This is a genomic window from Rahnella sp. Larv3_ips, assembly GCF_003697865.1.
In the GTDB taxonomy this organism is placed as follows: Bacteria; Pseudomonadota; Gammaproteobacteria; order Enterobacterales; family Enterobacteriaceae; genus Rahnella; species Rahnella rivi.
In genome coordinates, this window is record NZ_MJIB01000014.1 from 131516 (window position 1) to 145099 (window position 13584).

14 protein-coding genes and 1 pseudogene are annotated in these 13584 nt (G+C 55.3%); 4 read left to right on the forward strand and 11 right to left on the reverse strand.

Annotated elements, in window-relative coordinates:
* Positions 1 to 63: 63 nt before the first annotated feature.
* From ED901_RS17235 to ED901_RS17260, 6 genes are all read right to left on the reverse strand, one after another.
* Complete coding sequence (locus ED901_RS17235) at positions 64 to 1191, reverse strand: M20 family metallopeptidase (protein ID WP_122096648.1); 1128 nt, start codon at positions 1189 to 1191, stop codon at positions 64 to 66.
* Positions 1191 to 1946 (reverse strand): glutamine amidotransferase, encoded by a 756-nt coding sequence (locus ED901_RS17240; protein ID WP_122096649.1) that lies wholly within the window; start codon positions 1944 to 1946, stop codon positions 1191 to 1193. The genes ED901_RS17235 and ED901_RS17240 overlap by 1 nt, the downstream gene beginning before the upstream one ends.
* A 10-nt stretch (positions 1947 to 1956) precedes the next feature.
* Complete coding sequence (locus ED901_RS17245) at positions 1957 to 3039, reverse strand: phosphotriesterase (RefSeq protein ID WP_056772444.1); 1083 nt, start codon at positions 3037 to 3039, stop codon at positions 1957 to 1959.
* A gap of 3 nt (positions 3040 to 3042) precedes the next feature.
* A complete protein-coding gene (locus ED901_RS17250; protein ID WP_162997907.1) occupies positions 3043 to 4044 on the reverse strand; it encodes an ABC transporter permease in 1002 nt (333 codons plus the stop codon).
* A gap of 19 nt (positions 4045 to 4063) precedes the next feature.
* Positions 4064 to 4810, reverse strand: a complete 747-nt coding sequence (locus tag ED901_RS17255; RefSeq protein WP_162237796.1) for an ATP-binding cassette domain-containing protein — start codon at positions 4808 to 4810, stop codon at positions 4064 to 4066.
* A 355-nt stretch (positions 4811 to 5165) separates the two neighbouring features.
* A complete protein-coding gene (locus ED901_RS17260; RefSeq protein ID WP_122096942.1) occupies positions 5166 to 6191 on the reverse strand; it encodes a LacI family DNA-binding transcriptional regulator in 1026 nt (341 codons plus the stop codon).
* Positions 6192 to 6551: 360 nt separating this feature from the next.
* Here ED901_RS17260 and ED901_RS17265 point away from each other — a divergent pair, with 360 nt between their 5' ends.
* The gene (locus ED901_RS17265; protein ID WP_122096651.1) at positions 6552 to 7502 is read left to right on the forward strand and encodes a substrate-binding domain-containing protein; all 951 of its coding nucleotides are present in this window, start codon (positions 6552 to 6554) and stop codon (positions 7500 to 7502) included.
* A 42-nt stretch (positions 7503 to 7544) separates the two neighbouring features.
* Here the strand turns inward: ED901_RS17265 and ED901_RS17270 are convergent, their stop codons facing one another.
* Complete coding sequence (locus ED901_RS17270; protein ID WP_122096652.1) at positions 7545 to 8411, reverse strand: ribokinase; 867 nt, start codon at positions 8409 to 8411, stop codon at positions 7545 to 7547.
* A 27-nt stretch (positions 8412 to 8438) separates the two neighbouring features.
* Here ED901_RS17270 and ED901_RS17275 point away from each other — a divergent pair, with 27 nt between their 5' ends.
* Together ED901_RS17275 and ED901_RS17280 are read left to right on the forward strand one after the other, a co-directional pair.
* Positions 8439 to 9284, forward strand: coding sequence for a BtpA/SgcQ family protein (locus ED901_RS17275; protein ID WP_122096653.1), 846 nt, complete (start codon positions 8439 to 8441; stop codon positions 9282 to 9284).
* A complete protein-coding gene (locus tag ED901_RS17280; RefSeq protein WP_122096654.1) occupies positions 9284 to 9940 on the forward strand; it encodes a TenA family protein in 657 nt (218 codons plus the stop codon). The genes ED901_RS17275 and ED901_RS17280 overlap by 1 nt, the downstream gene beginning before the upstream one ends.
* Positions 9941 to 9998: 58 nt before the next feature.
* On the opposite strand, the pseudogene ED901_RS25450 reads toward ED901_RS17280, so the two are convergent.
* Positions 9999 to 10100 (reverse strand): annotated as a pseudogene (locus ED901_RS25450) (LysR family transcriptional regulator); the annotation flags it as partial.
* A 207-nt stretch (positions 10101 to 10307) separates the two neighbouring features.
* Here ED901_RS25450 and ED901_RS17290 point away from each other — a divergent pair.
* Positions 10308 to 10826: a hypothetical protein gene (locus ED901_RS17290; protein WP_240993957.1), complete on the forward strand. Its 519-nt coding sequence runs from the start codon at positions 10308 to 10310 to the stop codon at positions 10824 to 10826.
* Between the two features lie 95 nt (positions 10827 to 10921).
* Here ED901_RS17290 and ED901_RS17295 read toward each other — a convergent pair whose 3' ends face one another.
* The 3 genes from ED901_RS17295 to ED901_RS17305 form a co-directional block, all read right to left on the reverse strand.
* Positions 10922 to 12475, reverse strand: coding sequence for a peptide MFS transporter (locus tag ED901_RS17295; RefSeq protein ID WP_122096655.1), 1554 nt, complete (start codon positions 12473 to 12475; stop codon positions 10922 to 10924).
* A 326-nt stretch (positions 12476 to 12801) separates the two neighbouring features.
* Positions 12802 to 13086 carry a hypothetical protein gene (locus tag ED901_RS17300; RefSeq protein ID WP_122096656.1) on the reverse strand — a complete coding sequence of 95 codons (285 nt, stop codon included), beginning with the start codon at positions 13084 to 13086 and terminating at the stop codon, positions 12802 to 12804.
* Positions 13083 to 13577 (reverse strand): MarR family winged helix-turn-helix transcriptional regulator, encoded by a 495-nt coding sequence (locus ED901_RS17305; RefSeq protein ID WP_235533420.1) that lies wholly within the window; start codon positions 13575 to 13577, stop codon positions 13083 to 13085. The genes ED901_RS17300 and ED901_RS17305 overlap by 4 nt, the downstream gene beginning before the upstream one ends.
* Positions 13578 to 13584 lie beyond the last annotated feature (7 nt).

The following is a 13584-nucleotide window of genomic DNA, read 5'->3' on the forward strand; positions in this document are numbered from 1 at the left end:
GTGTCTTTCATTTTATACCGCTACTGCGACCGGCATGATGCATTGCCGGCCGCAGACTACCTTTCAGACTTCCTCCGAACTCTGCCAGTCCGTAATCAGCTCGCCATACATCATTTCCGCTTCCTCCAGACGGCTCAGCAGACAATATTCATCCGTCTGATGCGCCATGCCCGGTTCACCTGGCCCGAGAATAATGCACGGTGGATGCTCGAGCGCCGGTAACAGCAGCGACGCATCGGTGAAGTACGGCATGATTTTCGCCTCCAGCGTGGCGGAGTGCAGCTTCTGACAACGCCGGTAAACGCCGCTTATCCAGCCGTTTTCCTGCGGGCTGAGCACTGCGGGTAAATCCACCAGCGTTGAAATTGTGACGTTGTCACCGAGCGCTGTCGTGAGATTCTGCCGGATGGTCGCATGTTGCAGATTTGGCGCGGTACGGATATCCACATCGAATTCGGTGTGATCAGGCACCGAATTGATATTCAGCCCGCCACGAATGCGCCCGACGTTCAGCGTCGGCTTTTTCATCAGCGGGTGAGCCGCGCCCGGTTCGAAATGCTGGATTTTCCCCAGCGCTTCGGTGGCGAGATAAATGGCGTTGATCCCCAGCTCAGGCATCGCGCCGTGCGCCGTTTTTCCGCGCGTTTCACAGCGCAACCACAGCGCACCTTTATGGCCGATGACCGGATAGTTGGCCGTCGGTTCCCCGACGATCAGCGCGCCGACCGGCGGCAGTTCGCCCGCGTCGATCAGCGCTTTTGCGCCGTCACAGCCGGTTTCTTCTCCGCCGGTAATGATCATCACCACGCCCTTTCCTGCCCGGATGGCGGCCTGATGTGTCACGCAGGCCACAGCAAACGCGGCTACGGCGGCCTTCATATCGCTCGAACCGCGACCGTACAACCGGTCAGACGTCAGGTCAGAACCGAACGGATCGTACTGCCAGGTCTGATTACCTAACGGCACGGTGTCCAGATGCCCGGTAAAAGCCAGCGGTTTGCCCGGTTTGCTGCCGTGAAGACGGGCGATCAGATTGAAACGTTTTTCGCCAAAGCCGCTGAGCGTAACGTCAAAACCCTGCACCTGTAGCCAGTCGGCAAAAAACGCCATGCAGGCCGCCTCATCGCCGGGTGGATTGATGGTGTTGAAACCGAGAAGTTGTTGTGCCAGTGACAAGGTAGCGCCGGTCATCACACTTTCTCCGTCAGCCAGTCCAGACAATTCACCCACAACTGGCGGTAGCCCGGCCAGGCAGCAAATTCAGCCGGCAGCCAGTGCGCGGACATATCACTGGTCCACACCAGTGATCTTCCCTGCTGATACTCCCGTATCGCGACCAGCGGATGCGGCGTCCCGGCCACGGTCGCCAGCAGTTTGCCTTCCGGGTGCATTTCTACTTCGTTGTAGCCCAGCAACCACGGCCAGTCACCGGCGATATCACTGAATACCGCGTGTGGTTCTTTGATCTCAGGATAGATGCCTTCCGGTGTTTCGATTCGGTCATCCCAGGCCAGACAGCGCACCGGTAAAACCTTTTCCACCGCCGTATTGTGATAACGCGCCCCGCCATTGATCCCCTGGAAACTGTAATAGCCGCCGATCATCATCAGGCTGCCACCTGCGGCCACGTAATCGTGGATCAGCGTCAGGCGGTTGGCGGAGCGTTGGCTTTTAAGCCAGGTGTCCGGGTGCAGCAGCAACGTATTGGCACCGATATCCGAAAGAATGATCGCATCCCACTGCTGTAATTCCGCCAGCGTGAGCGGAAAACTGACCGGCGCTTCGTGGGCAGTCATGTGCGTGATGTCGTAGTGGCTGTCCGCCAGCGCGGCGAGAAAATCGGTCGCGCCGTTGTGCCAGGTTGCTGTAGCAAACTGGTCGAAACCTTTGATATGCGTGGATGTGCTGGTCCAGGATTCACCGACCAGCAGGATTTTCTTGTTCATCACTTTCTCCTTATTCTCCGCCAAAGACACGCTGCGGGTTATTAATCATTATGTTTTCAAGCTGCTCACCGCTGACGCCATGCCGGCGCAAACGGGGAACAAAATGCTTCAGGATGTAGCCGTAGCCGTGGCCGCCGTAGCGAGTCAGCATGGTTTTTAAAAACACGTCCTGCGACAGCAGAATTTGTCCGATGAAACCATCATCAATCAGCTCGCGGATCGCCCGCGCGTTCTCTTCATCCGACGGCGACTGCGCAGATTCATCGGCGTAGTAGTAGCTCATGCCGATCATGTCGTACTCGAGGAACGCGCCGCGCTGCGCCAGCTCGCGCTGATAACGTTTGTCGGCAAAGCTCGGGTTCATATGGCACAGCACGGTGTGGCGCAGATCCGCCCCTTCGTGCTCGAGGATATCCAGCACTTTGTGGCCGAGGCGTTCCCAGCCCGGCAGATGCACTTCGATCGGCACGCCGGTAGCCGCGCTCGCCCTGCCTGCGGCGCGCAGCGATTTCTCCTCATCCGGCGTAAAGCGGCTGGAAACCCCGATTTCGCCAATAAGCCCGGCAATGACTTCCGGCTTATTCTCTGCGCCGCCGACGTCATAAATCAGCTTTTCGGTTAGCTGTTCCAGCGAGATGCTTTTCACCCATTCCGGGTGTGACGGCTCAAGATACAGGCCGGTGCCCATCACAATATTGAGGCCGGTGAGGCGCGAAATCCGTTGCAACGCTTTGGGGTCACGCCCGATGCCGATATTGGTGGGATCGACCACCGTTTGCCCGCCCAGCGCGCGGTACTTCATCAGTTCCTCAATCGCCACATCCACATCAAACAGCTGGCAGTTATCGCGGCTCATCAGCGGATTGAGCGACAGTTCACCCAGATTCTCGATAGACACCGGCATTTCGGCGACGTGGCGATCGCTGCAACAGCACGGCGCGACCCACTTGCCCGAGGCATCCAGCAGAATATGTTCGTGCATCAGCGTGACGCCCATTTCGGCTAACGGGAGCGGCCCGAGTACGGTCATCACATGACCGCTGCCAATGCCGACCGGCAAGGGATCCGCGTGGCGAAAAATAGACCCTTTCATTGGCTATCCTTTCGACGGCGTTCGCGCCGGGTTGAGAATGCGGGTGTTCAGCCAGATGGCCAGCAGGATGATCGTCCCGGTGGCGATTTGGGTGTAGAACGGGGAAATGTGCGACAAAATCAGGCCGTTCTGGATAATCGCAATCGACATCGCGCCCAGCAGCGTGCCGATGATGGTGCCGAAACCACCGAACAGACTGGTGCTGCCGAGAACAACGGCGGCGATCACTTGCAATTCAAACCCTTCGCCCTGATTCGACGATCCGCTGCCAAGACGTGCAGTAATAATCATCCCGGCCAGTGCTGCCGCCATGCCGCTGATGATATACACGCGCATCGTGACCGCTTTAGTGTTGATTCCGCTGCGGCGTGCGCCTTCGGCGTTAGCACCAATCGCCGTGACGTAGCGGCCAAAGCGCATGTGATTCAGCACGATATGTCCGATACCCAGAGCAAAAATGGCAATCAGCGCGGGCATCGGAATGCCGACCACCCACGCGCGTCCCATAAAGGCGAACAGGCTGTCTTGCGGGATCGGTATGGAATAACCCTGGGTAATCAGCAGCGCAACACCGCGCACCACCGCCAGCATGGCGAGGGTCACGATAAACGCCGGAATCCCCTCGTAGGCGATGAAAAATCCGTTTATCGCCCCTACCAGCCCGCCGAGCACCAGCCCGCCGATTAACACAACCGGCCACGGCAACCCCCAGTAGTTCAGCGCAATCGCGGAGAGCGCGCCGACCAGCGCCAGCGTCGAGCCAACCGACAGATCGATACCGCCGGTCGTGATCACCAGCGTCATGGCCGTCGCGACGATCAGCAGCGGTGCGCTCTGACGAACGATATTCAGCCAGTTAGCGCTGCTGAGAAAGTTGTTGGTGATAAGCGAAAACACCACGCAGCAGAAGATAAAAAACAGCGCAATGCTCACCACGCCTGAGTGGTTGTGCAGTATGCGGCGCGGCAGCGAATGCCGGATAACACGTGAACCGCTTAAATTGATCATACTCATCCTGTTTACCTCAATGCGCGGCGGCAGATTGCGCGGTGAATTTCTCACCGACAATAAGATTGACGATGTCTCCCAGACTGGTGTCGGCCACCCTGCGGTCCGCGACGTTGGTGCCTTCGTACATCACCATGATGCGGTCGCAGACCAGGAACAGATCCTGCAACCGGTGAGTGATTAAAATCACGCTAACGCCTCTGGCACTGACGCGGCGGATCAACTCCAGCACCGCTTCCACTTCGGCTACCGCAAGCGCAGCGGTCGGTTCATCCATGATCAGCACTTTCGGGTCGAACGCGGCAGCGCGGGCAATCGCAATCGCCTGTCGCTGTCCGCCGGAGAGATTGCGCACCAGCAGATGCGTATCAGGGATCGAAATTCCCAGCCCTTTCAGCATCTCGCGTGCATCAGCGTGCATTTTGGTCTGATCAAGAAAGGGAATGCCGAGCACGTGTTTCAGCGGCTCGCGCCCCATGAATAAATTGCCGGCCACATCCACGGTGTCGCACAGCGACAGATCCTGATACACCATCTCGATATGGCAGCGGCGGGCATCCGCCGGATTGGTGAAGTGCATCACTTCGCCATCCACGCGGATAGCACCACTGGTCGGTACAACCGCACCGGACAACACTTTGGTCAGCGTCGATTTCCCCGCGCCGTTATCCCCCACCAGCCCCAGCACTTCGCCCGGTTCCAGCTTGAGATTCACGCCGCGCAGTGAACGAATTGACCCGTAAGTCTTGGTGATATTGACCATTTCTACCCGCGGTATGCCGGGTTTAGCCTGTTGCATCTGGAACTCCTGTCACCCGATATCGGTTATTAGGGGTTGGATGGCGCGGAGAAAAAGGTTCTGTTATTCACGGCTTACACCCTTGTAAACCGGTTTACCTGAATAACAGAACTGTCTCCAGTGCCCGTGGGACAAAACGCTTCACTACTTGTTAGCCACAGTGAACTAAGCAGCTTCCATGCCAGAGAGGAGGTAAAGGGGAATCGAAGATTTTTAACTGTCTGTAATTGCGATGAATAAATTTTAATCGCGAGGTAAACCGGTTTACCCGATCAGGCTATGCGAACACTTCATGCGCTAAAATCGTGCGCAATTTGCGCTATTTTGGATCGGGTGAGCGTTGCTGGATGGAATCACGCCCTACCCAGCTAACGGGCAGACGGGTTTCAGCGGGGACATTTTCTTCGCCGTTGAGCAGCCGCAACATCAGGCTGACCGCCGTCCGCCCCAGTTCCCGTGCGGGCTGGCGGATGGTGGAGATCCGTGGCTGGGTGAAGTCGGCATAGCTGGCATCATCGAAACCCACCAGCGACAGCGCCTCCGGGGCGCGCAGACCCAAATCGCGCAAACCATCGAGCAGGCCGAGTACCAGAAAATCGCTGGCGGCGAACGCGGCGGTCGGGCGTTTTGTGTGGCTGAACAGCTTGTGCAAGGCGCGCTGACCGAATTCTCGCCGGTAGTCGCCATACATCACCCACTCCGGCGGACAGCTCAGACCGGCCTGCGCCAGCGCGGTGCAGAAGCCCTGATAACGTTCGCGCACGCTCATCAGTGCGTCCGGCCCGCCGATAAAGGCGATGTCGCGGTGCCCGGCGGCAATCAGTTCCTGTGTAGCCAGCATGCCACCCTGCACATTGTCGGCAAAGACCTTCGGCGCAAAACTGCCGGGAATATCTTCATCGAGCAGGACAATGCGCTGATGGCGCTGAATTTCTTTGCATAGCGATCCGTTATCCGGTCGGTTAGTGGCAAACAGCAAACCATCGACCTGGCAGGTATCAAGCCAGCGAATAAACTGACTTTCTTTCTCGGGATTGTTGCGGGTGATACATAAAACCAGGCTGTAGCCGTGTTCGAACGCCGCCTCTTCGGCCGCATCCGCCAGTTCGGCGAAGAAGGGGTTGGTGATGTCCGACAGCACCAGACCGAGGGTTTCGCTTCCGCCCTTGCTCAGGCGACGGGCAAGGCTGTTCCCCCGGTAATCGAGCTGTGCGATTGCGGATTCAATCCGGCTGACCGTGTTCTGAGGCAATACGATGCTGTTGTTCATGTAGCGCGACACGGTGGCCTTGGAAAGACCGGCAAGGTTTGCCACATCGGATAACAGCACGCGTTTTTTCATCATCAGGCCACGTTGGATAAAAGGTATCAGTAACATAATTGAGCGTGATTGTTATAGCATTTTCCGCCCTCAACGCGACGCAAAAAAATAGCACTTGACAAAAAATCCGAGTCAGAGAATTGTAATAGCCAGTTTACCTGCACCACCCGGGAAGCAATTCCCAACCGGTAAAGCGCATTTTATCCACGCACCGAAACGGACCGGTTGCTTAAATGCTTTTTTACCGGCCTCAGCAATCAGCCTGTTTTTTTAACAGGTTTACGACGATCACTTTGCTATTTGTCCTGCCAACACATTCTGTGCTCAGCGATTATTCGCCCGGGCAATGCTGGTTATATCTCAATCCCAATGAGGACAAAAACAATGATATTCAACACCGGAAAATTTCGTGTTTTAGCGCTCGTCACAGCATTATTTTCTTCAGGTACTTACATGTCTGGTGCAATAGCCGCAGAACCCACTTATGCCCTGGTGCAAATTAACCAACAGGCGTTATTCTTTAATCTCATGAATAAAGGCGCGACGGACGCAGCCAAAGCCAGCGGCAAAAATCTGGTAATTTTTAATGCCACGGATAATCCGGTGGCACAGAATGACGCTATCGAAAACTATATTCAGCAAGGTGTGAAAGGCATTCTGGTCGATGCCATCGACGTCAACGGTATTATGCCGGCCATTAAGGAAGCGGCGGCGGCGCACATTCCGCTGATCGCCATTGATGCCGTGCTGCCGGACGGGCCGCAGGCGGCGCAGGTCGGCGTGGATAATATCGAAGGCGGTAAGATCCTCGGTAAATACTTCCTTGAATACGTGAAAAAAAATATGAATGACAAAGCGCACGTCGGCATTGTGGGTGCGCTGAACTCTGCCATTCAAAACGATCGCCAGAAAGGTTTCACAGACACCCTCAAAGCTAACAAGAAGATCACCGTGGCTGATGTGGTGGATGGCCGCAACGTGCAGGACAGTGCGATGACCGCTGCGGAAAACCTCATCACGGCCAACCCTGACCTCACCGCCATCTACGCCACGGGTGAACCGGCATTGCTGGGCGCGATTGCCGCGGTGGAAAACCAGGGGCGTCAGAAAGATATCAAGGTATTTGGCTGGGATTTGACGGCGAAAGCCATCAGTGGCATTGATGGCGGTTACGTCGCGGCAGTGCTGCAACAGGATCCTGAGCAGATGGGCGCTCAGGCACTGAAGGCGCTAAACGACATCACCGCCGGGAAAACCGTACCGAAGAAAATTCTGGTACCGGCCACCGTGGTCACCAAAACCAACGTTGATACCTATCGCTCACTGTTTAAATAACACCGGATACCGGCCCGCATTATGCGGGTCGGTGCTGGCGTTTCAGGGGGCAGGGTTCAGTAATGTGTGCAGTTCGGCACAGCTGGGGAACGCGCTGTAGGTACCCCAACGGCTGACGGTAATGGCGGCGGCCTGACTGGCGTGTGTCAGGGCCAGTTCATCAATGCCGCTGTTGCGCAACAGCGATGAGGCCAGCATCACGGCCAGAAAGGTATCCCCCGCACCCGTGGTATCCACCGCCTGAGTCACCGCGGCCGGACAAAACGTTTGCTGAGTATCCGTGAGCAGTGTGGCACCCTGCGCGCCCTGGGTTATCACCAGATTTGCGACGCCGGTGGGGTGCAATTCCTCCGCCTCCAGCTGGTTGAGCACGGCGATATCTACCCACGGCCAGAGGTGGCAGAAGTCAGGTTTCACCGGGGATGGGTTAAACACAGTGGTCATGCCGCGTGCTCTCGCCAGCCGGAACAAATGGAGGGTTTTCTCAAACGAGAAGTTACCCTGCATCAGCATCATGTCGCCGGGCACGGCATCTGCCAGCGCCAGAGTGATCGTTTCTGCGGTGAGGGAATCCGCTGCAGTGGTGGTAGTAATAATGGCATTGTCGCCATCGGCACAATTAAATATCAGCGACATATCGCTGTTACAGGGAGAAAAAGAGACGGGTAAATGACGCAGGGTTTCGTGACGAATTTTTTCCGCCATCCAGCGGCCATTGACGTCATTTCCCATAGCGGCAATTAATGTGGTGTTTATTCCACAGCGGGAAAGCAGGATGGCCTGATTAGCCCCCTTTCCGCCAATGTCTTGCGAGGCTTTATTTCCATGAATGGATGAGCCTTTTGTGGGAATATCGGCAATCGCCCAGTTTTCATCGACAGTAATATTACCGATAACATAAACACGCATAGTGTTTCCTTGAACAGGATGAATAAGATGGTTTCTATATCAGCAGAAAAAGTTAACGCAATACAAGCTATTTTTTCACGTAAGAAAGCCGTGATTGGTGTTATTCATTGCGACCCTTTCCCTGGTGCGCCAAAATACAGCGGTAAATCAATCAGTGATATTATTGAGCGCGCGCTGCGCGATGCTGATAATTATATTTCCGGCGGTGTGCATGGTCTGATTATTGAAAACCACGGCGACATTCCTTTTTCCAAACCCGAAGATATCGGCCCTGAAACTTCCGCGCTGATGGCGGTAATCACCGACCGCATCCGCACCCGCTTTGATGTGCCGCTGGGCATCAACGTGCTGGCGAATGCCGCGATCCCCGCGCTGGCAACCGCGCTCTCCGGTGGAGCCGATTTTGTGCGCGTCAACCAGTGGGCAAACGCGTATATCGCCAACGAAGGTTTCATCGAAGGCGCAGCGGCAAAAGCGTTACGCTATCGCAGCCTGCTGCGTGCCGAGCATATCCGCGTTTTTGCTGACAGCCACGTCAAACACGGCAGCCACGCGATTGTCGCAGACCGCTCCATCAAAGAGCTGACGCGGGACGTCGATTTCTTCGAAGCGGATGCAGTGATCGCCACCGGCCAGCGCACCGGAGATACCGCCACCCTGAGCGAGATCGACGAAATCCGCAGCGCGACCGAGTTGCCTCTGCTGGTGGGTTCGGGCGTTACGCCGGACAACGTCGGGGAAATTCTCACCCGTACTCAGGGTGTGATCGTCGCCAGCGCATTAAAAGTGGACGGCGTGTGGTGGAATGACGTCGAACTGGCACGGGTGAAACATTTCATGGAAGCCGCACGCGCCGTACTGGAGGATGAGTGATGGAAACCTTCACCGACCGGCTTTTGCACGACCATCACAATGTGTGGCAAAGGATGCAGCAACATCCGTTTGTCTGCGACATTGAGCGCGATACGCTGCCCGCCGCTGTGTTTAACCGTTATCTGGTTTTCGAAGGTCAGTTTGTCGCCACGGCGATCGCTATCTTTGCGCTGGGCATCAGTAAAGCACCGGATATCCGCCCGCAACGCTGGCTGATTGGAGTACTGAACGCGCTGGTGGATACGCAGATCGCCTGGTTTGAGACCGTACTGGCAAAGCGGCAGGTGAACCCGGCAGAGTATCCCGACGATCTTCCCGGCGTGAGAAACTTCAGCGACAACATGCTCAGTGTGGCGCAGCGTGGCAGCTATGAAGAAATCATCACGCTGATGTTTGGCGCGGAATGGATGTACTACGCCTGGTGCAAACGCGTGAGTGAGAAAACGCAGATTGATGAGGATCTCCGCCGCTGGGTGGAACTGCATGCCGAAGAGTCGTTTTATCAGCAGGCATGCTGGCTGAAAACGGAGCTGGACCGCTGTGCCGAAACGCTGAGTACCGCACAGCAGCAAGCGCTTTCCGCGTTATACGGCCAGGTGCTGACGTGGGAGATTGATTTTCACAGTGTGGTGTATTGGGATAAACCCGCTGGTTAAGCTGAAAGGAAAGCTTCTGTCGCAAAAAAGCCGCATGGATGCGGCCACATCATCGCCTTTAAGACTGATACTTCTTTTCAAAGACATCCGCGAACCAGTCGATAAACACCCGGACTTTCGGTGAAAGGTAGCGCCGGCCAGGGAACAAAATGGACACGGGAGTGGTCTTTAAGGATTTTGGCGCTGTATTCTCCGTCTCCGGCACAGTGCTCCAGCCCCTTCGTGAAGTGACTCATCTCCTCGTCTTCTCGCCCATTTTGGACAAAATTCCATCCTGTCTTAAAATAATAAGTGTGCGATCTATTACACCCGTGGACGTTACCGCACGTAAAACATTACGCCTTAGTAATCAAAGAGATTATTCAACATGCTAAAAAACATTAGCCAGGTTTTCTGTTTGTTCTTACTGGTCGTTACCGTCGGGATCCACGCGGGCGAAATCAATTTATACTCTTTCAACACCGGTTCGTTCGTCTACCATCTGACCGGCAACTACGGGCAATACAATGAGTTTTTCGATAATAAATTCATGTCTGTTGAAAGAAAATTCTCAGAAGACTCCAAATACAGCGCCCTGCTGGGCACGATGGATAACAGTTTTGGCGATCGCTGTATCGCGATGGGGCTGAGAAGGGACTGGGCATCCGGGGAGTCGGGGTGGGTGTTCAAAGGCGTTTATGGTTATACCGGCGAATTCTTTTTTAATGCCTTCAAGGATTGCGGTGACCATGGCTCTTACAACGATTTTAAGAAAGTCACCGGCATTGGCTTCTCCCCTTACATCTATCACGCCATTCAATACAACTTCACCGACTATTTCGGGGTGGAAAGCGGGATCATTATTCCGTCTGTTTTTGTCATCAGCGTGCAGTGGAGTTTCAGGTAGGGGCTGGCCGTAAATGACTGAGGCAAATCTTTCGATCTGCCTCAGTGAAGGATTACCTTATTGAGCGGCTATTTGCGCGCAACAGCGTTAACGCATCAGGCATGGCTGACAGGTTTTTGCTCGGTCTTAACGTCGGCATTTTCCAGCATCCGTCGCACAGGAATGATCAGCAGGAACAGCACCGCAGCGCAGATTAGCAATGCGATGGAACAACGCGCGAAGAGATTCGGCAGCATGTCCAGCTGATCGGCTTTGACGTGGCCACCAATCAAACCGGCAGCGAGGTTACCCAGCGCGCTGGCGCAGAACCACAGCCCCATCATCTGACCACGCATTCTTTCCGGCGCCAGCAGCGTCATGGTCGCCAGCCCAATCGGGCTGAGACAGAGTTCACCCAGCGTCAGCATCAGAATACTGCCCACCAGCCACAACGGTGACACCCCTGCTCCGCCGTTGTTCAGCACGTTTTGCGCCGCCAGCATCATGATCCCAAAGCCCGCCGCCGCACACAGAATGCCGATGATGAACTTAGTGATGCTGCTTGGACGCACTTTTTTCCGTGCCAACATCGGCCATGCCCAGCTAAATACCGGTGCCAGCAGAATGATAAACAGCGCATTGATGGACTGGAACCAGACGGCAGGGATCTCAAAATCACCGATCATGCGGTTGGTGTAGTCGTTCGCAAACAGGTTAAACGAAGTCGGTTTCTGCTCAAACGCAGACCAGAAGAAAGCGGCGGAAACCAGCAGAATAAAGCACACCAGCAGGCGCGCCCGTTCTTTGCGGTTAAGACCGGCAAACAGGAAAAGATAAACAAAATAGAGGATGACCGAAGCGGCGATCACGTACACCAGCGTACTGGCGACGGCGACCGGGTTGATCACAATCACGCCCTGCGCGATCAGCGTCACCACGACAACCACACCCGCCGCCAGCGCCAGCAGCCAGCCGCCAACACCTTTTTTCTTCGCCACCGGATTGTTCCAGGTGGAATCCAGCCCGACTTCGCTGTCATAACGTTTCATTGCCGGAACGGCGTAAAAGCGGAAGATAATCAGGGCCACCAGCATACCGATACCGCCGATACCAAAGCCCCAGTGCCAGCCGTGGGTTTTAATCAGCCAGCCGGAAATCAGCGGCGCGATAAAGGAACCCATGTTGATGCCCATGTAGAACAGCGAAAAACCGCCGTCGCGACGCGCATCCCCTTTTTTATACAGCGTGCCGACCATGACCGAGATACAGGTCTTGAACAGACCGGAGCCGAGCACGATAAACATCAGGCCGATAAAGAACAGGTTGTCGCCCAGCACAGCGGATAACGCGATGGACAAGTGCCCGAGCGCGATAAGAATCGAACCGTACCAGACCGCTCTTTGCTGCCCGAGCCAGTTATCCGCCAGCCAGCCACCCGGTAACGCGGCGAGATACATACAGCCTGCAAAAATACCGACGATGGCCGACGCGCTTTCCCGCGCCAGCCCCATGCCGCCGTCGTAAACCGTGGCGGCCATAAACAGAATCAGTAAGGGGCGAATCCCGTAAAACGAGAACCGCTCCCACATCTCAGTGAAAAACAGTGAACCCAGCGGATATGGATGGCCGAAAAAGGTTCGGCTCTCGTTTTTGTTAACAGAGGAATGCATAAATTCTCCAGAGAAAGTCGGTCGGAATGTGTGTGCAAAGCGCCCTGTCCGGCGGCTGTCATGCAGCCGCTCTTGAAGACTCAGCAGGTTAAGATCATTGCTGAATACGGGTATTGTTTGGCGCTGAGGGCAGGACTTTAAGATGAAAAGTCGACGATTGTCCACTTTTAAAGACGTTACGGCGGTTATTTTGCGTACGGAATAGGTATAAATGCGATGAATAGTCTAATTATCACGTATTCATGTGGGTGATTTTCTTTCAGCGACTGACTTTTCCTGAAAAACTGACACGCAAAAAGCAGCCACTCCGGTGGCTGCTCTCAATCTCACCACCCTCCGCTCAGGTTCAGCATCAGCGCAAACACCACCAGCGTGACGAGAATTGCCACGACGCTTTCCCCGAAAAGCTGTGTTCTGCCGTAGCCGCGTAACAGTGTTGTTTTAGAGGGAGCTGCCCGCTGCGGGTCGCCGGGTCTGGCGCTCTTTAACCATTCCCGCGTATGCCGGTAAAGCCGTATCCACAACGTGGCGACAATCAGCAGCAACACCGTGAATACCACTATGCTATTCAGTTGAAACTGCGTTCCCCAATGCCAGTTTGTATTGTTCATGACGGTTGATCCTGTGTATTGACCGGCGCTTCGTCTTTTATGTCGTCAGCAAATCTGCGCATCAGTCGCGCCAGTCCGACAATATCCTCGTTTTCCCAGCGGGAGAAAATACCCTGAGCAATTCTGTTGCGCGCCTCATCGATGCGTGCGGTCATGGCTTTGCCTTGCGCAGTCACAACGGCTTCGCGCACGCGGCGGTCGCTGGCATTGGCCTGCCGGGTGATAAGCCCGAGCGTTTCCATTTTAGCCACCTGCCTGCTGACGGTGGTGTAGTCGCGCCCCACTCTGTCGGCCAGCTCGACAACGCCGATCGGGCCGAGCCGTTCCACCAGCACTAACAGCGGAAACAGCGCACGATCCAGCGCGATACCGGCTTCCCGGATCATCGCTTCGTCACGCTGCGGGCGGTTCATGACGCCGACGATTTCCAGTAACGCCCCGTGCAGTTCACGGAGTGTTTCTTCAATATGTGTATTTTGCACGTTTTTAATTGACAAT